Origin of the sequence: Paractinoplanes toevensis (genome assembly GCF_018332695.1) — a bacterium.
Taxonomy (GTDB): Bacteria; Actinomycetota; Actinomycetes; order Mycobacteriales; family Micromonosporaceae; genus Actinoplanes; species Actinoplanes toevensis.
The window spans coordinates 1-21,299 of sequence record NZ_BOQN01000158.1 but is presented as its reverse complement, the minus strand read 5'-3'; the positions used below and the strand labels follow the sequence as shown (position 1 = coordinate 21,299).

Sequence of the window (21,299 nt, the reverse complement as noted above, 5' to 3'; positions counted from 1 at the left end):
TCTAGGGTTTTGCCCGTGCCCGTTGAAAGATGGTCCGCCGCCCAGGTCGAGACGCTAGCGCCCGACGCCGCCTCGGTGAAGGCCGCGCGCGGGCTCTCCTCCCCCGGTTCCTGGTCGGCGTCCGGGCGGCTCGACGACGTCCTGTGGGGACAGTGCCGCAGTTATCAGGTGTGCGTCGACCTCGCCGGCCCGGCCTTCAAATGCTCCTGCCCGAGCCGCAAGATCCCGTGCAAGCACGCGCTGGCCCTGCTGCTGCTCTGGGCCGAGTCCGAGGTCTCCGCCGCCGACGCCCCCGAGTTCGCCCGGGAGTGGCAGGCCACTCGCGCGGCCAAGGCGGCCGCCGCGGCCGAGCCCCGCGCGGCCACCACACCCGATCCGGCCGCCGCCGCGAAACGGGTGGAGCAGCGGGCCGAGCGGGTCGCCGGCGGCATGATCGAGCTGAGTCGCTGGCTCGACGACCAGGTGCGGCAGGGCCTGGCCGGGGCGCAGCGCGGTGGTCCGGCGCCGTTCGACGCGATGGCCGCGCGGCTGGTCGACGCCCAGGCACCGGCCGCCGCGGGCGCCGTCCGCCGGCTCGGCACGATCGCCGGTATCGGCCCGCACTGGGCTGACCGCCTCCTCGGCGAGCTCGCCCTGCTGCAGCTGCTGGTCGCCGGTCACGACCGCCTCGCCGACCTGCCCCCGGAGTTGGCCGCCACGGTCCGCAGCCGGATCGGTTTCCCGGTCGGCACCGAAGAGGTGCTGGCCGGTCCGCGGGTCACCGACCGGTGGCAGGTGATCGGCCAGGTCGACACCGACGACGGCAACCTCACCACCCGGCGCACGTGGCTGCGCGGCTCGTCGAGCGGCCGGTTCGCGCTCGTGCTCGCGTTCGCCGCGGGCGGCCAGCCGCTGGTGTCCGACCTGGTGGCGGGCACCGAGTTCCGCGGCGACCTCACGTTCTATCCCGGCTCGGTGCCGCTGCGCGCGCTGGTCGCCTCGCGCGACAGCGCCGCCGAGCCGTTCGCCTCCCCGTCCGGAGCCCTGCCGCTCTCCGCCGCGCTGGCCGGCTGGGCCGAGACCGTGGCCGGGGAGCCGTGGCGCTACGACGCTCCCGTCCTGCTCTCCCAGGTCACCCCCGCCGACGACGGCTGGCTGGTCGACGCGTCCGGCGCCGCGCTCCCCCTCGCCGCCGGGCACCGCGAGCCGTGGTGGCTGCTCGCCGCGGCCGGCGCCGCCCCCGCCACCGTCGCGGCCGAGTGGTCGCCGTCCGGGCTGCGGCCGCTCGCCGCCTGGACCGACGGCCTCTTCGTGCCGGCCGGTGCGCCGGTGCTCGACCCGGCCGCCCCGCGCACCCCCGAGCTGCCGCCCGACCTGCTGGCCGCCGCCCTGGTCGGCACCAACCGGCGGCCGTGGCCGGGCTCGTCCACGCTGCTGGAGACCGCGGCGGTCGCGCTGACCCGGCGCCGGGCCGGCCTCGCGCCCGCCTCGTCCGGTCACGTGCCGGTGCCGCCCGCTCCGGTCGAGATCACGCCGCCACTGCCGCCCGCCACCGGGCTGCGGCTCATCCGCATCCTCGGTGAGGGCGTGCCGGGTGGCGCCCAGCTCGCCCAGGAACTGCTGGCACAGTGGCTCGAAGCGGCCGCCGCCAAGGGCGGCCACGTGCCGCCGGTGGTGCTGCCGGCGCTGCTCGAGGCCGGCCGGCGCAACTCCATCATCCGCTCGGCTCTCGCTCAGGTCGCCGGTCGTCGCGGCACCTGGCTGGCCGGGATGCGCGCCGACTGGCGCTGGCTGCGCGACGAATCCGTCGCGGCACCCGCATCGGCCGCGGCTTTCCCACCGGCGCCTTCGTCGGCGCCGCCGTCGGGACCGGCAGGCGGGTCGGCGCCGCCGTCGAGACCGGCAGGCGGGTCGGCGCCGTCGGGACCGGCGGGCGCGTCGGGGCCGGGGACTGCTGGCCCGGCCTCGGCTTGGGAGACCGGCACGGTCGGTGAGCGGCTCGGTTACCTCACGGAGTTCCGGCGGGCCGACCCGGCCGGGGCGCGCTCGCTGCTGGAGCAGACCTGGGCCGCGGAGTCGTCGGATGACCGCGCCCGGTTCGTGACCGCGCTCGGCACCGGGCTGTCAGTCGACGACGACGCGTTTCTCGAGCAGGCGCTCGACGATCGCCGCAAGGAGGTCCGCGAGGCGGCCCTCGACCTGCTGCGCACCCTGCCCGGCTCGTCGCTCGCGGCGCGGATGACGCAGCGGGCGCGAGCCGCCCTGCGCTACGAGAACCGGCGACTCGTGGTCACCCCGCCCGACGACCTCGACACCGGGATGCGGCGGGACGGCGTGGCCGCGACGCCCGCGCGCGGGCTCGGCGTCAGCGCCTGGCTGCTCGAGGAGATCCTGGCCGGGGCGCCGCTGACGACCTGGGCCGCTCCGGCGACCATGCTGAGCCTGGCCCGCGGCACCGACTGGGAGGCGGCGCTGCTGCACGGCTGGGCCAAGGCCGCCATCGCGCAGAACGACCCGGCCTGGGCGATCGCGCTGCTCGACGAGGCGTCCGGCGCGCTGCGCGAGTCGGTGCGCTGGGACCTTCATCTCGTGCTGCCGCACGACGAGCTGGGCCGGCTCGCCGCCGACGCGCTGCGCCGGGAGGACGGCATGGCCCACCGGCTGCTCGCCATCCACCCCGGGAGCTGGCCCGAGGAACTGTCCGTCACGGTGCTCGAGACCATCGCCCACCGCGCCCGCACCGACCGGCACACCTGGCAGCTCGGCGAGCTGTGCCGCTCGGCCGCCGTGTCCATGCCCCCGGCCTACGCCGAGCTGGTCGGCCGCCTCGCCGTCCAGCTCGACCAGGAACCGGCCGACCAGTCGAGGGTGCGGCCGGTCGCCGACCTCGCCCGCACGCTCACCTTCCGCCACGAGATGTTTCAGGAGTTCCAGTGACCGCCCTGCGCCCGCACGCCGAAGATCAGTATTCCGACGAGCTGGCCCTGCTCGCCGCCACCGACGACCGCACCCGGCCGCCCGGCTGGCGGCTCTCCCCGCAGGCCGTGGTGACCTACCTGCTCGGCGACGGCGCCAAGATCACCCCGAAGTACGTGGGGCCCCGCCGGCTCGTCGAGGTCGCGGTGGCGACCCTGGCCACCGACCGGGCGCTGCTGCTGCTCGGCGTGCCCGGAACCGCCAAGACCTGGGTGTCCGAGCACCTCGCGGCGGCCATCTCCGGCGACTCGAAACTCCTGGTCCAGGGCACCGCCGGCACGGCCGAGGAGGCCATCCGGTACGGCTGGAACTACGCCCGCCTGATCGCCGAGGGCCCGACCGACGACGCCCTGGTGCCCAGCCCGATCATGCGGGCCATGCGGGGCGGCACGATCGCCCGGCTGGAGGAGCTCACCCGGGTGCCGTCCGACGTGCAGGACGCGCTGATCACCATCCTCTCCGAGAAGACGCTGCCGGTCCCCGAGCTCAACACCGAGGTGCAGGCGCAGCGCGGCTTCAACCTGATCGCCACCGCCAACGACCGCGACCGCGGGGTCAACGAGCTGTCCAGCGCGCTGCGCCGCCGCTTCAACACGGTGGTGCTGCCGATGCCGGCGTCGGCCGACGAGGAGGTCGAGATCGTCGCGCGGCGGGTGGCCCAGCTCGGCGCGTCGCTCGACCTGCCGACGGTGCCGACCGCGCTCGAGGAGATCCGGCGGGTGGTCACCGTCTTCCGCGAGCTGCGCACCGGGCTCACCGAGGACGGGCGGACGAAGCTGAAGTCGCCGACCGGCACGCTCTCCACCGCCGAGGCGATCTCGGTGATCACCAACGGGATGGCGTTGGCCGCACACTTCGGCGACGGCACCCTGCACCCGGCCGACGTGGCCGCGGGCATCCTCGGCGCCGTGGTCAAGGACCCGGTGTCGGACGGGGTGGTCTGGCGCGAGTACCTGGAGACCGTGGTGCGCGAGCGCCCCGACTGGCTCGACTTCTACCGGGCCGCCCGCGATGCCTGAGCGGCTCTACGGCATCCGCCACCACGGTCCCGGGTCGGCCCGGGCCGTGGTGCAGGAGCTCGAGCGGCAGCCGCCGCAGATACTCCTGGTCGAAGGGCCACCGGAGGCGGACGACCTGGTGCGCTGGGTGGCCGACGCCGGCCTCGAGCCGCCGGTGGCGCTGCTGGGCTACGCGACCGACGACCCGCGGCGGGCCGCGTTCTGGCCGTTCGCGGTCTTCTCCCCGGAGTGGCAGGCAATCCGGTGGGCGGTGACCAACGGCGTGCCGGTCCGCTTCTTCGACCTGCCGTTCGCGTACCGCCTGAGCGGCACCACCGGCCGCCGCGCACCGAACGACGCAGCTGGGTCACGACCCGATCCGCGCTCCCAGCCCGATCCGCGCTCCCACCCGGGCGCGGAACTTCAGCCGCAGCCGGGCGCGCAGACCGAGCCGCAGGCGGACGCAGGCTCCCAGCCCGGCGCGGGACTTCAGCCGGACGCGCAGCCGCAGCCGGAGGCGCGCTCTCAGCCCGGCGCGGGACTTCAGCCGGACACGCGGTCTCAGCCGGACTCCGCGGAGTCGCAAGTGGAGCCCGCGGCGAGTGTGCCGGCGGCGGGTGAGGCCGGGGAAGCCGGCACGGCGGAGGACGGTGGCGCGGCGGAGGACGGCGGCACGGCGGTCGAGCGGGTGCCGGAGCGGCCGGTCGATCCCATCGGGGAGCTGGCCGCGGCGGCCGGATATGACGATCCGGAGCGCTGGTGGGAGGACGTGGTCGAGCACCGCGGGATGCCCGCGTTCGAGGCGATCGCCGAGGCCATGGGTGCGATCCGGGACGACTCGCCGGAGGACCCGGACGATCTGGTGCGCGAGGCCTACATGCGGACCGTTCTGCGGGAGGTCCGGAAGAAGTATGACGAGATCGCGGTCGTCTGCGGGGCCTGGCACGTGCCGGCGCTGACCCGGAAGGTCGCGGCCAAGGACGACGCCGCCCTGCTCAAGGGGCGTCGTAAGGGCAAGGTGTCGTTCACCTGGGTGCCGTGGACCTACGGGCGGCTCGCCTCCTGGAGCGGTTACGGCGCCGGGGTCCGGTCGCCGGGGTGGTACCACCACCTGTTCACCACCGCCGACGAGGTGGTGACGCGCTGGCTGGTCGACGCGGCGGGAGTGTTGCGCGCCGAAGGGGTGCCGACCTCGTCGGCGCACATCATCGAGGCGACCCGGCTCGCCGAGGCGCTCGCCACGCTGCGCGGGCGGCCGCTCGCCGGACTGGCCGAGGTGACCGAGGCGGCCGAGGCGGTCATGTGTGACGGCGAGCCGCTGCGGGTCAGCCTGATCAGCAACCGGCTCGTGATCGGTGAGCGGCTGGGTGGTGTCCCGGAGGACATGCCCGCCGTACCGCTTGCGAAAGATCTTGCCAATCAGCAGCGGGCCCTGCGGCTGAAGCCCGAGGCCCTCGATCGGGATCTTGAACTCGATCTCCGTAAGGAGATCGGGTTGCAGCGCAGCCGCCTGCTGCACCGGCTGCGCATTCTCGGCGTGCCGTGGGGTGAGCCGCCGCAGGCCCGGCGCGGCAGCACCGGCACGTTCCGCGAGGAGTGGCGGCTGCGCTGGCAGCCCGAGTTCGCGGTGCGGCTGGTCGAGGGGAGCATGTTCGGCACGACCGTGCTCTCCGCCGCCACCGCCAAGGTCACCCGGGCCGCCGCCGACGCGGAGACCCTCGCCGACGTGACCGCGCTGGTGGAGACGTGCCTGCTCGCCGACCTCACCGGCGCCTACCCGCCGGTGCTGGCGGCGCTCGACGTCCGGGCGGCGCTGGACGCCGACGTCAACCACCTGATGGCGGCGATCCCGGCGCTGGCTCGCACCCTGCGCTACGGCGACGTGCGGCAGACCGACGTGGCCGGGCTGGCCACGGTGACCGCTAGTCTGCTGACCCGGGTGTGCGCCGGGCTGCCGTCCGCGGTCGGCTCGGTCTCCGACGAGGCCGCGAAGGTGCTGCGGGACCGGATCGACGGGGTGCATTCGGCGGTCGGCCTGCTCGCCGACGACGATCTGCGGGACCGGTGGCTCGGCACGCTCGCGTCGCTGGCCGGGCGGGGTGACCTGCACGGGCTGCTCGCCGGCCGGCTCACCCGGCTGTTGATGGACGCCGGGCGACTCGACGCGGCCGAGGTGCGCCGGCGGCTGCGGCTGCCGCTGACCGTGGGCACTCCCCCCGCGCACGGGGCCGCCTGGGTGGAGGGTTTCCTGTCCGGTGGCGGGCTGCTGCTGGTGCACGACGACGCCCTGCTGGCGCTGCTCGACGAGTGGCTGGCGGACATCCCGGCGGACGCGTTCGACAGCGTGCTGCCGCTGCTGCGGCGGACGTTCGGCGCTTTCGAGGCCGGGGAGCGGCGGGCGATCGGCGAGCGTGTGTCCGGGAAAATCCGGACCGATCCGGAGGTCGGCGCTCTCGGCTTCGACGCCGGACGCGCCGATCTCGTGCTGCCCACGCTCAGCGCGCTGCTGGGCCGGGAGATCACCGCCGGGGAGGCGCGATGAGCGAGGAACGCAGTCGGCGTTGGCGGCTGGTGCTGGGTGGGGCCGCCGAGGAGTCGCTGGGGGCGGCCGAGGGGAAGGACGGGGCGATGGATTCCGCGCTCGCGGCGCTCTACGACGCGGGTGGCGCCGGTGATCCGCAGAGCGGCAACCGGCGTTCGGCGGGGCTGGGCGGCTCGGCGCCCAAGGTGGCCCGCTGGCTGGGCGACATCCGCGAGTATTTCCCGTCGACCGTCGTGCAGGTCATGCAGTCCGACGCGATCGAACGTCTCGACCTGACCCGGCTGCTGCTCGAACCGGAGATGCTCGCCGCCGTCGAACCGGACGTGCACCTGGTCGGCACGCTGCTCTCGCTCAACGGGGTGATGCCGGCCAAGACCAAGGACGCGGCCCGTCAGGTGGTTCGGCAGGTCGTCGAGGAGCTGGAGAAACGGATCACGCAGAAGACCCTGGCCGCGGTGAGCGGGGCGCTGAACCGGGCCGCCCGGATCAACCGGCCCCGGCACGCCGACATCGACTGGGACCGGACGATCCGCGCCAACCTGAAGCACTACCAGGCCGAGCACCGCACGATCATCCCGGAGCGGCTGGTGGGGTACGGGCGGCGGACCACGGCCGTGCAGCGCGACGTGGTGCTGTGCGTGGACCAGTCCGGGTCGATGGCCGCCTCGGTGGTGTTCTCCGGGGTGTTCGCGGCGGTGCTGGCCTCGATGCGGTCGCTGCGCACCTCGCTGGTCGTCTTCGACACGGCGGTGGTCGACCTGACCGAGCAGCTCAGCGACCCGGTCGAGGTGCTGTTCGGCACGCAGCTGGGCGGCGGGACCGACATCAACCGGGCCATCGCCTACAGCCAGCAGCTGATCACCCGGCCCCGGGACAGCATCTTCGTGCTGATCAGCGACCTCTACGAGGGCGGCGTGCGGGAGCAGATGCTGCGCCGGGTGGCCGAGATGACGTCCGCCGGGGTGCAGGTCGTGGTGCTGCTGGCGCTGTCCGACGAGGGGGCACCGGCGTACGACCACGAGAACGCGGCCGCGCTCGCGGCGCTCGGGGTGCCGGCCTTCGCGTGCACGCCCGACGCCTTCCCGGATCTGATGGCCGCGGCGATCGAGCGGCGGGACCTGAAGGCGTTCGCCGAGCGCCTTGAGACGGAGGCCGCCCGGTAACTACCGTAGGGCATATGACTGCTTACTGGGAGACCGCCGGTGTGTGGCAGGAAAGCTGGGACCGGCAGCAGGAGGGCTTCATCGCGGACCGCGAGGAGCGGTTCGCGGCCATGCTCACGGCCGTCGCCGCGATCACCGACGGCGAGGCGCCCCGGCTGCTCGACCTGGCCGGCGGCACCGGCACGATCGCGCTGCGCACGCTGGCCCGTTTTCCCCTCGCCCGGGTCACCGTCCTCGACCAGGACCCGGTGCTGCTGACGATCGCCGAGGCGTCGCTGCGCGACCGCGGCACGATCGTCGACGCCGACCTGGGCGATGAGTCCTGGCGGGCCAAGCTGCCGGCCGAGGGCTTCGACGCGGTGCTCACCGCGACCGCTCTGCACTGGCTGCCGGCCGAGCGGGTGGCCGCGCTCTACGGGGAGATCCGCAAGGTGCTGCGGCCCGGCGGCATCTTCGTGAACGCCGACCACATGCCCGACGAGTCGCTGCCGGCGCTCTCCGAGAAGTTGCGCGGGCACGCGCGGAGGCTGCGCGAGGCCCGGTACGCGGCGGGCGCCGTCACCTCGTGGCCCGACTGGTGGCAGCGGGTGGCCGGGGACGAGGTGCTCGCACCCCGGCTGGTCGAGCGCGAGCGCATCTACCCGAGCGCGAGCCACCACCAGGAGTGGACCCCACCGGCCGCCTGGCACCTCGATGCTCTGCGCGCGGCCGGTTTCGCCGAGGCGGGCGTCCTGTGGCGCGGCGGCACCGACGCGGCGGTGGCCGGGCTGCGTTGATCCGGGTCTCCCTAGACTGGGCGGATGCCATTGAGCGGAGAATATGCGCCGAGCACGTCCGGCTGGGCTCGCGAGCAGGCCGAGAAGATCGAGGCGACGAACGGCGCCGAAGGCTACGAGATGCACGGCCTGCGGGTCGTGGTGCTGACGAGCGTCGGCGCCAAGACCGGCAACCTGCGCAAGACGGCGCTGATGCGGGTCGAGCACGACGGCGAGTACGCCGTGGTCGGTTCGCTGGGCGGCGCGCCGAAGAACCCGGTCTGGGTCTACAACCTGCGCAAGGAACCGCACGTCGAGCTGCAGGACGGCGCGGAGAAGCACGACTACCTGGCCCGCGAGCTCGAGGGTGAGGAGCGGGCGGTGTGGTGGGAGCGGTCGGTCGCCGCGTTCCCCAACTACGCCGAGTACCAGAAGAAGACCAGCCGCCTGATCCCCGTATTCGTCCTGACCCGGCTGCCTTAGCTGGGAGGAACATCGGGAAAACCGGATGCCTCAGGGGCATCGAACGTCGATCATTGCACCATGCGTACTCCCCATCAGCCTGTCGACCGGCATGCCGGGCGCCCCGTGGAGCCGGTGGCCTCGCCGCCGGCTCTCGGTGCCCTGCCGCTGTCCGGGTCCGTCGATGACGGTGACCGCCTGGTGGATGTCGTCGACCTGCTCGCCCTGGACGCTTTCGTCACCGGCCGGGAGCCGTTCGGCCGCAGCTGCTACCTGGAGAACGTGCGCGCCGAGGCCCCGCTGACCACCGACGACGCGCGGGTGGTGCGCGACGCGGTGGAGGACGACGGGCAGGCGCGCCTCTCGGTCGGCGAGGGCTGGACGCTGCACGTCACCCGCTGGAAGCAGAGCCGGCGGGCCCGGGTCACGGTCACCGCGGTGTCGGCCGAGATGGCCGAGTCGGTGTTGGACACGGCGACGGCCAACGCGGTCGAGGAACCGGAGCCGGCCGGCGACAGCGTACCCATCGGGTTCTGGCATTTCGGTCCGCACGGACCGCGCCGCGTGCAGCGCGAGATCGACGCGGCGCCGTGGGAGAAGATCCGGGCCAACTACGCCGGGCCGGTCGGGCAGACGCTCGAGCGGCTGATGGCGCTGGACGGCTCGGTGGTCAACGGGCGGCTCCTGCTCCTGCACGGCGAGCCGGGCACCGGCAAGACCACGGCGCTGCGGGCTCTCGCCCAGCAGTGGCGGGCCTGGTGCCAGGTCGACTGTGTGCTCGACCCCGAGCGCCTGTTCAGCGACCCGGCCTATTTGATGAGCGTGGCGCTGGGCAGCGGCGACGAGGACGAGCCGCGCTGGCGGCTGCTCATGCTGGAGGACTGCGACGAGCTGATCAGCGGTGAGGCCAAGGCGAGTGCGGGGCAGTCGCTGTCCCGGCTGCTCAACCTCACCGACGGGCTGCTCGGGCAGGGCCGCAACGCGCTCATCGCGATCACCACGAACGAGGACCTGGCCACCCTGCACCCCGCGGTGGTCCGGCCGGGGCGCTGCCTGGCCAGCATCGAGGTGGGCCGGCTCCCCTACGCCGAGGCGACCGCGTGGCTGGGCTCGTCGCGCGGCGTCGGCCCGGACGGTGCCACCCTGGCCGAGCTGTACGCGTTGCGAACCGGCGCCCAGCCGGTGACGGTCCCGAGGACCGCGCCGACCACGGGCATGTATCTGTAGCGGCTCATTCCGGGCTGTTGCCGGCCTCGCCGCCGACCCGGAAGGGCGTGGTGACGTCGGTGTAGGCCAGGTGGGCGAGCAGGCCGTCGACGGCGTGCTGCAGGTTGTGGCAGTGGTCGACCCAGATGCCCGGGTTGTCGGCGACGAAGGCGATCTCGTAGGTCTCGTCGTCGCCGACGTCCAGGGAGTCGAACCACCAGGGACTGCCGGTCGCGGCCACGCCGTTGCGGCTCAGCACGACCGCGTGGTGGCCGTGCAGGTGCATCGGGTGGACCTCGCCGCTGGTGTTGCCGATCGTCATCCGGACGATGTCGCCGGTCGCGACCATGAACATCGGCACGTCGGGGAAGAGGTGGCCGTTGATCGACCACCACAGGCCGGGCTTGCCGTCCAGGAAGCCGGCCCGCCGCCCGATCCGGTAGTCGAAGTTCCGGGTGGCCTTGGCCGGGTCGAAGCCCAGCTCGGCCCGGGTGCCGTAGGTCAGGAAGTCGACGACCTCGGTCGGCTCGGGTGCGGCGGCCGCCCCGCCGGCGACCAGCGCGGCGCCGGCCCCCACGTCGACCCGGGCGGCGCCGGAGGCGGGCATCTCGAACGTCAGATCGACCCGGCCGCCCGCCGTGACGATTATTGATTTGCCGGTAATGTCGCTCGGCTCGTGCACGATGCGGCCGTCGATCGCGACGATCCGGTACGGCGCGCCCGACACCCAGACCCGCAACGGCCCGGCATCAGTGTTGATCACCCGGGCGCGGACGGTCTGGCCGGCGTGCGCGTCCAGGGCCGATTCGCCGGCGCGGCCGTTGACGGTGCGGCGGCCGTCGAACGTGTGCACCTGGACGACCTGGTCGATCCCCTCGGCGAACACCGGCTCGGTCACCACGAGGGCGCCGAACAGCCCCTGCCGCACCTGTTCGTGGCCGACCTGGTGCGAGTGGTACCAGTAGGTGCCGGCGTCCTGGACCGTGAACCGGTAGACGAAGCTCGCGCCCGGCCGCACCGCGTCCTGGGTGACCCCGGCGACACCGTCCTCCCCGTTGGGCACGTCGACGCCGTGCCAGTGCAGGGTCACGCCGTCGCTCACGTTGTCGTTGACCAGGGTGACCTGGACGAGCTGGCCCTTCACCGCGCGGATCTCGGGGCCGGGCGAGGTGCCGTTGAGCGTGTAGCGCCCGTTGCTCCCCCGGCGGGCGGTCAACACCACGGTGACGTCGGGTTTCCCGGACGACGGCCCGGTCAGCGTGTCGACGCTGAGCCCGCCGGTGCCGTGCGCGTGCCCCACCGCCGGCCCGCCGCCGAAGTCGGCGTAGCCCATCGTGGCCATGTCGTAGGTGCCCGGGATCAGGCTCTGCTGGAAGAAGTAGCCCAGCGGTCCGAGGATCGCCACCGTCGCCCCCGCGGCGATGGCGATCTTGATCGACCGGCGCACCGGTCAGGCCGGGACGGGCGTGCTCGCCTGGGTCGACCCGGCGAGGCGTGCCTGCCGCATGGCGAGCGAGGCGACCGCGGCCAGCGCGAACGCGTTGATCGCGTGCAGCACGCCGAGGATCGGCACCGGGAAGCTCGCGTAGGCCAGGACGATCTGCAGCACCAGCACGCCGAACGTGATCGCCGCCCATTTCACCCCGCCGGGGATGCCGGCGAAGAACGACACGATCAGCAGGAGCAGCACGAGCACCGGCACGACCATCTCGCCGACCACCGCGTGCACGGCGATGCCGGCGTTGTCGCTGTCTTTCGTGAAGACCTGCCCGTCGTCGGTCTTGTGCAGGATGTCGAAGAGCGCGTAGGCGATGGCGCAGGCCTGCACCACCACACCGATCGCGATCGACATGGCGAGAATCCGATAAACAGCGCGCACGAGGCTCCCCCTCAGCCGTCCTACGTATCAGTGGGTACATCCTGCCCCTCGGGTACGACAGGACACGAAACGACCCTCAGGGAACGCTCAGTATCGGTCGGCGTACAGAAAGAAGGCTCGGCGCCAGCGCGCCGGGCCTTCGTTCCGCGGTTTCTCAGAAGGGCGCGACCGTGAAGGTGGAGTTGCTGGTCACGTCGGTCTGGAAGTAGTCCTGGTCGGTGAGTACAGCGTCGTTCGCTCCGTTGCTCACGATGGTGAGGTGATAGGAGCCGTCCGGCACCGGCGCTCCGGCGTAGAGCATGCCGCTGACCAGCCGGGTGAGCGTGAGACTGCCCTGCCCGCCGCCGACCGCGTTCGCCGACATCGTCGCGGTGCCGGCCGACGGGTTGACCGAGTTGAGCGTCGTGCCGGCCGGGATGCCCAGGGTGTTGGCACCGATGGTGGCCGGCATCTCGTTGCCGACGAACGCGGCGCTGGTGATCATGCCGGACCCGTCCGTCGCGGTGACGCCGCTGATCGTGAAGGTGGTGCCGGCCGTGGCCGGCGCCGAGATGATGGCGGTGCTGCCACCCGCTCCGATCGACAGGATCGAGGTGCCGTTCGGGATCCCGATCGTGTTGCCGAAGACGCGTCCGACATCGGCCTTGGTGAACGAGCCGGAGCTGAGGCCCACGGTGGTGCTGCCGGCGGTGGTCACCAGGACGTTGCCGAACTGACGTAGCGGCTGGCCGCCGATGTTGAGGGTGAGACCGCCGCCGCTCATCGTGGCCGGCTTGGACAGCAGCGCTCGCGTCGGGCTGAGCACGGCCGTGACGGTGACGCCGGACGGGATCATGTTCATCGGCGACCAGACCGGCAGGCCCACGTCGTTACGGCTGAACCGGCCCGCATTGGACGTCACCAGCCGGCTTCCGGCCGTGGCGACGACGTCGTTGTCCAGGTTGCTGGTGTACGTCGACGGGTCGAAGTACCCCGTGCCCGCCGCGTTGAGCCGCCGGCCCAGCTGCAGGGTGCAGACCAGCTCCTCGTCGTTGAGGGGCAGCACGTCGGTGCACTCCGCGACCGGGCCGTTGGCCCGCGCCCCGCTGCCGTCCGCGGCATCCACGCCGTTGTAGACCCCGCTGACCAGGTAGATCCGGGCCGACGTACCGCCGGTGCCGAACGGCAGCGACAGGAATCGGCTGCCCGCGATCATGACGTCCACGTTCCCGGCCGTGCTCGGGGCGGTGTTCGGCGAAACCCGGATCATGTTGAGGTACGAGTACGCGCCGATCAGGGTGCGCGTGCCCATCGGCGTGGTGACGATCAGGGTGACGTCGTCCTCCACGGGATGCGCCGGTGCCAGCGCGGTGAACGCCCGGTCGTTGATCGGCTGGATGTTGGTCAGGGGCACGCCGCCGAGCGTGGCGGTGATCCGTCCCGGCTCGGTCGGGAAATCGGTACCGACAACCGTGATGATGTTGCCCCCGGACATGGGCCCGGCCGATGGCGTCACCGCCGTCGGGGTCGCGGTCAGGGCCGCCGTGTAGCTGCTCGACGCGATCAGGGCACCGGTCCCGGCATTGGCGTAGACGCATACCTGATACGGCGTCGGCTGGTTGTTGGTCAGCGTCAGCGGCGGGATGTTGAGCAACAGTTTGGTGGCGCTGATCCGGCGTAGTGCGGACCCGGTGATCGCGACCGGCGCCGGACCGCTGCCGGTGGTGCCGTAGGTCGCCGGGCAGGAGGCACCCGCGACGAGCAGCGCCCCGGGCGACGGGACCCCGGTCAGGAAGGGCATCGAAGCCGTCACCGAGACGGCGTTGCTGGTCAGGTACGACCCGGCGGCCGGATTGACGGATGCCACATTCGCGCCGTACGGCGCCGCGGTGAGCAGCGCCCCGGTCGCTCCGGCCCCGTCGTAGAGGCAGATGGTGTACGGAGTCGGCGCCCCGCCCGCGGTCGCGACGACCCCGGCCGGCACGGTGAGGCCGACCGCCGTACCCGACTGCTTGCTGACATTTGCCGGGACCAGGTTGGCCGCGCTGGGCGTGCCGAACGTCGCTGCGCAGGCACCGGTGGTGAACGCCGCCGCCACCGAGGTCACGCCCGAGAACACCGGCGCCTCGGGCTTGGCGGTGACGACGATCTGGTTGCCGCCACCGGACGGTCCGCTCGCCGGGCCGGCCGTGACGGGCGAGCCCACGTACAGGGTGGTGCTGCCCTGCAGGACGCTGTTGCCGGCCGCGGTGTCGTAGACGCAGGCGTTGTACGCCTTGACCGCCCCGTTGGCGCCGGCGACCGGCCCGGTGGGCACCGTGAAGCTGACCGAGGTGCTGGTCTTGGCGGTGACCATGGGGATCCACGGCCCGGCCGCGGTGGCCAGGGCGATCTTGGCCGGGCAGACGGCGACACCCAGTTGCACGGCAACCGTGCTCGGGTAGTTGGCGGCGGGGTCGGTGATGGTGGCGGTGCCGCCGACCGGCACGACGATCGGGCCGAGCACGGGCGCGGCGCTCGCGACCTGCGGCGAGACGAGAAGGCCGGCGCCGGTCACACCGGCGATCAGCCCGGCCCGCAGGGTTCGGATTGAAGGCATGCGAGGTTCTCCTACAGCGGAGGTCCGCGGATGAGGCCCGCCGGACACCGGCCGAGCGTAACGCTGCGTATCCGAGCGTTTCCGAAGAGTAATCGCATTGGTCGAACGCCCGGAAAAGACAGACCGGTGACCTCAGCCGGGGACGACCAGGCGCGCAACAGCGCCGAGGAAACGCTCGGCATCGATCTCGTGCGGGTGCCGCCCGCCGAACACGTCCGACATGATCCAGTAGTGGCTGACGGCGGCCATCACCACCGCGGCGAGGGCCTCCGGATCCGGGTCGGCCGGCAACTCCGATCGCAGGTAGTCGCTCACCGCCAGGTGCACCCGGCGCAGTTCCCGGACCCGTACGCGATCAAGCAGGTCGGGGAACGACGCGAGATCTCGCACCAGCAGGCGGTTGACGTCGCGCTCCTCCGCCAATCGGGCGAGACCGGCCCGCAGCACCGCGAGCAGGCGCTCCCGCGGCTCGGCCGGGAGCGGGCCGGCGAGGTAGCTCAGCAGCGGTTCCCCCGCGTCGGCCTGCCGGTCGAGGCCTTCCTCGAGGAGCGCCCGCTTGCTCTTGAAGTGCCGATAGAGCCCACCGGCCCCGGCCGACAGCCCCGCCGCCGCCTCGATCTGGGCGATGGTGGTGGCGTGGTAGCCCTGCCGCCCGAACATCTCCATCGCGGCGGCGACGATCGCGTCTTTCGTGCTCAGCTCGGCTCCAGCGTCAACTCGTAGAACAGCGTCCGCCACCCCTTGCGACGATGCATGGCCGGCACGATCCGGCCCTGCAGCAGGGGATGTTTACGCGCCAGCAGCGATGCGGCCCGCTTGGCGTCGGAACTCTCCTCGCCGAGCAAGGTAGCCCGCCCGGGCACCTGCTCGCCGGTGACCCGCCCGCGCATCGTGCACGGCGCCACCCGGACCTCCGGGAAGTTTCGCAGTCGCTTGGCCTTGCCCGACGCGTCGTAGGACTTGAAGAACGCCCGGCCGTCCTCGACCACGATGCTCACCGGTGTGCCGACCCAGCTGCCGTCCCGCTTACGCGTCTCCAGCAGCACGGCCTTCTCCTTCGACAGCTCCTCCACCCGCATGACCCCTCCTTGTAAGTAAGTGCCTACTTACAAGCTACGAGCGTCGGGTCCGGCGGGCAATCCCCTTACCCCTGCTGCGAAAACCGGCGAAAAAATCGCGCTCCGCAGCGCTTTTCCGGCGTACGCCGACAGGCGCTCCGGCAGGCGCTCGGCAAAAGGAAGGCTAACCTACGTAAATGAAATAAAAACGCGCCCGCCGCCTCCGACTGGAGGCGGCGGGCGCGAATTAGGAAAGGCTTACTTGGCTTCGTAGGTCAGGCAGTCGGCAGCGTCGCCCGACTCACCGACGACGATGGCCGGCGCGTGGCACTCGAGGTCGGTGTTGTGCACGCACTCGGCCCGCTTGCACGCTCCCACCTGCGCCAACGCCTTGCCCATGCCGCCCTTGTCGGCGCTGTCGACGAACGTGTCGCACTCCGAGTTACGGCTGCCGATGGTGATCGCGAAGGCGGTACACCCATCGTGGTTGTAACCGCACTGGGTCACCGAGCACGTCTGCACCCGCGGCATTTCCAGCATCTGAGTCATGTCGAGGCCTCCTGTTTTCGCATCCCGCTACACGACGACAGTAATCCATTCCACGATCGAATTCGAACTACACCACGGTTAAATTTGTTTAGGTAAGGCACGCCTAAGCAATAGTTTATTTCCGCTCCGGGGCGGCAACCGGGGGGCGGCGCGGCAGGATGCAGCCTGCCTCCGCGCCGATGTCCGACCTGTCCGACATCAAGAGAAATTCGTGACTCTTTGCTACTAGGCAACCACGAATCGTTACGCTTCCGGCGAGACAGCCCGCGACTGCTCATCGAGTGTCCGGGCTCACCCATCCATAGACGCGGTCCATCGGACCCGTAGGAGGACCTCGCATGCGCAAGTCCAAGTCATTCGCCCGATCACGGCTTGCCGTAGCCGCCGGGCTGTCGACCGGAGCGGTCGCGGCCGCCCTCCTGGTCGCACCGAACGCAGCGTTCGCTGCGGTCAGCATCAGCAAGACCATCGCGGCGCCCACCGATGTCGTCACCGTGACGGATACCACCGCCACGCCGTTCACGGCAGCCACGAGCGTGGTCGAGCTGCAATCCACGGCGTGTAACGCCAAGTATCAGACGACGAGCGCGTCCGTTCTCGCCCCGACGATCTCGGGCACCCAGACCACCTCTGTCGTGGCTTTCGTCGTGCCCACCGCGGCGGCCGGTGCGAACGGGCAGCTGAAGAAATGGTTCGTCTGCGTCTACGCGGGCAACACGGTCGGCACCAGCTCGCTTCAGAACACCGTTACGAGCGGCGCCAACGCCAACAACTGGACGCTGTCGGTCGGCTACGTGCCGACGCTGAGCCCGGCCGCCGGTATCACCGGCGGCGGCGACGTGGTCACCATCACGCCGCAGGCGAGCTACCCGATCTTCACCGGCGTCACCACCGTCGGCGCCATCTTCGCCTCCGGCACCGAGTGCCCGGCCGCCTACGGAACGCCGACCGCCAACACGACGGCGACCGTAACCAAGAACGCGGACGGTTCGGCCACGGTGACGACACCCGCGGGCGTCACGTCCACGACCGGCCTGATGTCGCCGTACCAGGTGTGTCTGTACAACGGCGCGGCCGGGTCCAGCACGCTGATCTCGCAGGCGGCATTCAACGCCGGCCAGCTCCAGCTGAGCCAGAACACCGGCCCCTACGGCGGTAACAACGGCCTGAACATCACGTCGCCGAACCAGTTCCTGGCCGGTGTCGACACTCCGGGCGTGTACTTCCAGTCCATCGCGTGCCAGGCCACTTACACCACCCCGGCCGGCATCGCCGCCGGTGGTAACGGTGGCAGCGTCGTCGGCGGTGTCGCGGTCGCCGCGAACAAGACCCGTAAGCTGACGGACTCCCGCCTGGCGGTCACCGTGCCGCCGCTGTTCACCAACGCGCCGGACGCCTCCCAGACGTGGAACCTCTGCGTCTACAACGGCCAGACCGTCGGCTCGGCGCTGATCGCCAGCGGCATGTACACCCTCACCACCGTGCCGTCGGCCACTGGGGTCAGCCCGAAGGCCGGTCCGGCTCTGGGCGGCAGCAAGATCGTCGTGACCGGTACCGCTCTTCCGATCGAGACCGGCAAGATCACCGCCACCCTCGGTGGCGTGGCCCTGACCGACATCACGCCGATCAACGCCACGGCGTTCTCCGCGAAGACGCCGCAGCACGCCCCGGCCAACAACGTCGCGCTGGTTCTCACCACCGACGCGGGCTCGTTCACCCTGTCCAACGCGTACTCGTACACCGCGGCCCTCAGGGTGAGCCCGAACACGGCCCCGAACACCAAGGCGGTGGACGTCGTCGTGAACGGCGTCGGCTTCCAGAGCGCCAACTGGCAGACCGGCCTGCTGACCGGCTCGCACTTCGTGCTGGCCCGCGGCAGCTACGACCCGTCGGCGGTCTCGGCCAACCGGGCGAACCCGCCGGTCGCCGAGTGCGGCAACGTCCTGGTCCTCACCGACACCGAGGCCATCTGCACGCTCGACCTGACCAAGCGTCTGCTCTCGGACGGCAGCGACTACGCCGCGTCGGTGGCACCGGTGGCCATCGCCACGAGCGGCAGCACCGCGGGCAGCCGGGTGCTCACCGACTCCGCCCACGGGTTCACCAACGCCCTGGTCGGCACGGTCGTGACCGGTACCAATATTCCGGCGGGAACGACGGTCGCCCGTTACATCGACGTGGACAACGTCCTGCTGTCGAACAACGCCACTGGTACGGGGACCATCACGGCCACCTTCTCGGCGCCGTCGATTCGGTCGCTGACCGTCACCAGCACCGGCACCGGCAGCAAGGTCGTCACGGCCACCGCCGGCACCTTCGCCGCGACCGACGTGGGTAAGACCCTGGCGGTCGCCGGCATGACGGCGGACACCATCGCGACCTACACCGACTCGACCCACGTCGAGCTCACGAGCAACGCCAGTGCTCTGGTCACCGGTGCGGCCGCGGACGTCCTGTCGCTGACCCTGCCGGTGCCCGAGGGTGCCTACAACCTGACCTACGTCAGCAACACGGCAGTCGGTGCCAACGGCTCGGATGCCACCTACATCCAGAGCATGATCTCGAGCGGCTCGACCTTCACGGTCTCCTCGTTCTGATCGAGAAGATCCGCACTTAGCACCAAAGCAGCGGCCCGGAGCTTTCGCTCCGGGCCGCTGTCCCGTATCCGCCCGAGGCGCTCAGTTCATCTTTGCCCACTGCTGATCGAGCGCCGCGACGCTCTTCGCCGCGTCCGGCCGGCCGGTCGGCACCACCGCGACGGTGATCACGCTCTTCTTCGCCGAGGTGCGGTAGCACAGCAGCAGCGTCGGCCGCTCCGCCGGCTCGCCCTCGTTGGAAAGTTGGATCGTCGAGGTGCACCGTGCGTCACCCACGCGGCGGCCCGGCTCGGCGATCCACAGCATCTCCCGCTGACCGGTCAGGTCGTACGGCGCGGACACGACCCGCATCGAGCCACCCTCCTTGAGCGACCCGGTGTTCGTCACGGTGACGTTGCCCCGCTCCGGCGCGGCCACGGACGCCGCCGTCCGTGCATGCCGCACCGGGTTGCGGGCTTTGGCCGCGGCCTCCCGGGCCGCCTTGATCCGCTTCTGATCGTCGGCGAAGCTGCTGGCCGAGGCCTTCGGAAGGGCCTGCTTCGCCGGTGCGGAGGACTCGGTCGGCACCGCGTCGATCATGCCGACGCTCTGGGTCTTGGCCGAGTTGTCGCCGAGTGTCGCCGAAGTGATCGCGTAGGCGCCGCCGCCCAGCACGGCGGCCAGTCCGATCACGCCCGCGAGTTGCTTGCGCCGGCGGCTGACTCTCGGCCGCTGGACGCCGTCGTCTTCGATGCTCATGTCACTTCCCTTGGTCTCGGTTGTGGGTCCGCCAGGGGCGGACCGCCGAAACCTCATGGTCGCAACGCACCGGACAAAACATGGCAAAACTTGCGACTGGCACCTGAGAGTTCGCCGGGAACGACGAAGCCCTGGCCGACGGCCACAACGGCTCGCTCGGTGGTGCGGGGCTTCGGCCCCGCGCCGCTTCCCGGGCCCGGCAAAAGGCGCATCGACGCTCTCGATAAGGACTGACATTTCATCGAAGCACCCCGTCCACGAATTCTCGCGGAAATGGCGGAATGGACGCCTCCGACCGAGGTCACGGGCTTTATCGTTCCGCGGATTCGGGCCTTCATGTTTAGTTACGCTTCCGGCGAGACGGCCCGACGACATCCGATCCGCTCCGGGCCACAAATCACACCCAAAGCGGTCCACGGACCGCAGGAGGCCCATCTATGGAAAACCAGAAGGTACGCCCGCGCCGCAAAACAGCCCTACGGCTCGGAGCCGCAATCGGCGCGGCCACCCTCACCAGTCTGGGCATCGCAACGCCCAGCTACGCCGCCACGCCCGACAACCTCACGCAGAGCGCGACGGTCGGTCCGACCGGTGGTGGCAACACCCTGACGCTCACCTCGGACGGCGTCAACAACCAGTTCGTCGCCGGCAGTGTCTTCGTCGAGTTCCAGTGGGACTCGGACGGCACCCAGGCCTGCACCACGGCCTACGGGACTCCAGCCGCCGTCGTGGTCACGGCCAACGCGACGGCCTCGGGCATTATCGCAGCGAGCGACGTCCGGATCATCTCGCCGACCAAGCTGGCCGTGGCGGTACCCAGCACCCTGATCCTCGGTGCGGGTAACAACAACGCCACGGAGCCGTACAGCGTGTGCGTCTACAACACGACCAACACCGGCACCGCCAACAGCCTGATCGCGAAGACCGCCGCCGGCACTACCAACTACAGCATCGGAGCGGTGCCGACGATCACCGGTGTCTCCCCCGCCGCCGGGCCGTCCCAGGGCGGTAACACGATCACCATCACCGGCACGAACTTCGCCGCCAGCGGTATGACCGCAGCCATCGGCGGCTACCCGCTCACCAATGTCACGTCCACCACGACGTCCCTCACGGGCACGGTGCCGCTACGCGCCCCGAGTGGGCCGTACGCGGTCTCGGTCCAGCTGGCCGCGGGTGGCAGTGCCGTCAAGAAGAACGCGTACACCTACGCCGACAGCATCGGGGTCACGCCCAACACGGCGCCGAACACGAAGACCACCCCGACCGACATCTCGGTGACGGGCACCAGGTTCATGGGGCTGACCTTCGGCACCACCACCGGCCAGCTGCCGGACGACAGCGGTGCGCACGTCTACCTGGTCAAGGGCATCTACGACCCGACCAAGACGGCGGCCAGCCTGAAGACCAACGGTCAGGTCACCGAGTGCCAGAACGTCCTCGTGGTCTCCGACGCGGAACTGGTCTGCAGCCTCTACCTGGCCGGCAACGGCGTCACGCAGGCCTCGCTGCACAGCGTGACCGGCTCGACCAGCGGCACGACCCTCACCATCACGTCCGGGTCCTTCACCCAGGGCGACGTCGGCATGGCCGTCACCGGCGCGGCCGGCCTGGGCACGGGCAACTACATCGCCTCGGTCATCGACGCCAACCGCGCCATCCTGGCCAAGTCCCCAACTGCCGCCGTCAGCAGCGGGACGGTGCTGTCGGTCAACCCGACCCGGACGTTCGCCACGGACGTGACCCTCACGAACGGCTCGAACATCATCACGTCCACCGCCAACGCCCAGTTCACCCAGGCGGACGTCGGCCGGGCCAT

The 21,299-nt window shown here is 71.4% G+C and carries 16 protein-coding genes; 9 read left to right on the top strand and 7 right to left on the bottom strand.

Annotated features, from left to right (window positions below):
• Positions 1 to 15: 15 nt before the first annotated feature.
• Genes Ato02nite_RS47920 through Ato02nite_RS47885 form a run of 7 tightly spaced genes read left to right on the top strand, consistent with a single transcriptional unit; the run spans position 16 to position 10,102 of the window.
• Positions 16 to 2,916: a DUF5691 domain-containing protein gene (locus tag Ato02nite_RS47920; protein WP_213013415.1), complete on the top strand. Its 2,901-nt coding sequence runs from the start codon at positions 16 to 18 to the stop codon at positions 2,914 to 2,916.
• Positions 2,913 to 3,974 (top strand): ATP-binding protein, encoded by a 1,062-nt coding sequence (locus Ato02nite_RS47915; RefSeq protein WP_213013414.1) that lies wholly within the window; start codon positions 2,913 to 2,915, stop codon positions 3,972 to 3,974. The genes Ato02nite_RS47920 and Ato02nite_RS47915 overlap by 4 nt, the downstream gene beginning before the upstream one ends.
• Positions 3,967 to 6,495: a DUF5682 family protein gene (locus Ato02nite_RS47905; RefSeq protein WP_246608192.1), complete on the top strand. Its 2,529-nt coding sequence runs from the start codon at positions 3,967 to 3,969 to the stop codon at positions 6,493 to 6,495. The genes Ato02nite_RS47915 and Ato02nite_RS47905 overlap by 8 nt, the downstream gene beginning before the upstream one ends.
• Positions 6,492 to 7,658, top strand: coding sequence for a VWA domain-containing protein (locus Ato02nite_RS47900; RefSeq protein WP_213013413.1), 1,167 nt, complete (start codon positions 6,492 to 6,494; stop codon positions 7,656 to 7,658). Before Ato02nite_RS47905 ends, Ato02nite_RS47900 begins: the two co-directional genes overlap by 4 nt.
• Positions 7,659 to 7,672: 14 nt before the next feature.
• On the top strand, positions 7,673 to 8,434 hold the full coding sequence (locus tag Ato02nite_RS47895; RefSeq protein WP_213013412.1) for a class I SAM-dependent methyltransferase: 762 nt from the start codon (positions 7,673 to 7,675) through the stop codon (positions 8,432 to 8,434).
• A 24-nt stretch (positions 8,435 to 8,458) separates the two neighbouring features.
• Entirely contained in the window at positions 8,459 to 8,896 is a 438-nt protein-coding gene (locus tag Ato02nite_RS47890; protein WP_213013411.1) for a nitroreductase family deazaflavin-dependent oxidoreductase, read from the top strand.
• A 60-nt stretch (positions 8,897 to 8,956) separates the two neighbouring features.
• Positions 8,957 to 10,102: a DUF5925 domain-containing protein gene (locus Ato02nite_RS47885; protein WP_213013410.1), complete on the top strand. Its 1,146-nt coding sequence runs from the start codon at positions 8,957 to 8,959 to the stop codon at positions 10,100 to 10,102.
• A gap of 4 nt (positions 10,103 to 10,106) precedes the next feature.
• On the opposite strand, the gene Ato02nite_RS47880 is transcribed toward Ato02nite_RS47885, so the two are convergent.
• From Ato02nite_RS47880 to Ato02nite_RS47855, 6 genes are all read right to left on the bottom strand, one after another.
• A complete protein-coding gene (locus Ato02nite_RS47880) occupies positions 10,107 to 11,528 on the bottom strand; it encodes a multicopper oxidase family protein (RefSeq protein ID WP_213013409.1) in 1,422 nt (473 codons plus the stop codon).
• Between the two features lie 3 nt (positions 11,529 to 11,531).
• Positions 11,532 to 11,933, bottom strand: a complete 402-nt coding sequence (locus Ato02nite_RS47875) for a hypothetical protein (RefSeq protein ID WP_213013408.1) — start codon at positions 11,931 to 11,933, stop codon at positions 11,532 to 11,534.
• A 181-nt stretch (positions 11,934 to 12,114) separates the two neighbouring features.
• Entirely contained in the window at positions 12,115 to 14,538 is a 2,424-nt protein-coding gene (locus Ato02nite_RS47870; RefSeq protein ID WP_213013407.1) for an IPT/TIG domain-containing protein, read from the bottom strand.
• Between the two features lie 132 nt (positions 14,539 to 14,670).
• Positions 14,671 to 15,276 carry a TetR/AcrR family transcriptional regulator gene (locus Ato02nite_RS47865; protein ID WP_213013406.1) on the bottom strand — a complete coding sequence of 202 codons (606 nt, stop codon included), beginning with the start codon at positions 15,274 to 15,276 and terminating at the stop codon, positions 14,671 to 14,673.
• On the bottom strand, positions 15,234 to 15,617 hold the full coding sequence (locus Ato02nite_RS47860; RefSeq protein ID WP_213013405.1) for a PPOX class F420-dependent oxidoreductase: 384 nt from the start codon (positions 15,615 to 15,617) through the stop codon (positions 15,234 to 15,236). Before Ato02nite_RS47860 ends, Ato02nite_RS47865 begins: the two co-directional genes overlap by 43 nt.
• 237 nt (positions 15,618 to 15,854) lie before the next feature.
• A complete protein-coding gene (locus Ato02nite_RS47855; RefSeq protein WP_213013404.1) occupies positions 15,855 to 16,145 on the bottom strand; it encodes a DUF1540 domain-containing protein in 291 nt (96 codons plus the stop codon).
• A gap of 338 nt (positions 16,146 to 16,483) precedes the next feature.
• On the opposite strand from Ato02nite_RS47855, the gene Ato02nite_RS47850 reads away from it, so the two are divergent.
• Positions 16,484 to 18,742 carry an IPT/TIG domain-containing protein gene (locus Ato02nite_RS47850; RefSeq protein WP_213013403.1) on the top strand — a complete coding sequence of 753 codons (2,259 nt, stop codon included), beginning with the start codon at positions 16,484 to 16,486 and terminating at the stop codon, positions 18,740 to 18,742.
• A gap of 81 nt (positions 18,743 to 18,823) precedes the next feature.
• Here the strand turns inward: Ato02nite_RS47850 and Ato02nite_RS47845 are convergent, their stop codons facing one another.
• Positions 18,824 to 19,480, bottom strand: coding sequence for a hypothetical protein (locus Ato02nite_RS47845; RefSeq protein WP_213013402.1), 657 nt, complete (start codon positions 19,478 to 19,480; stop codon positions 18,824 to 18,826).
• 437 nt (positions 19,481 to 19,917) lie between these two features.
• Between Ato02nite_RS47845 and Ato02nite_RS47840 the strand changes: the two genes are divergently transcribed.
• A partial coding sequence (locus tag Ato02nite_RS47840) for an IPT/TIG domain-containing protein (protein ID WP_213013401.1) occupies positions 19,918 to 21,299 on the top strand: 1,382 nt, incomplete at its 3' end.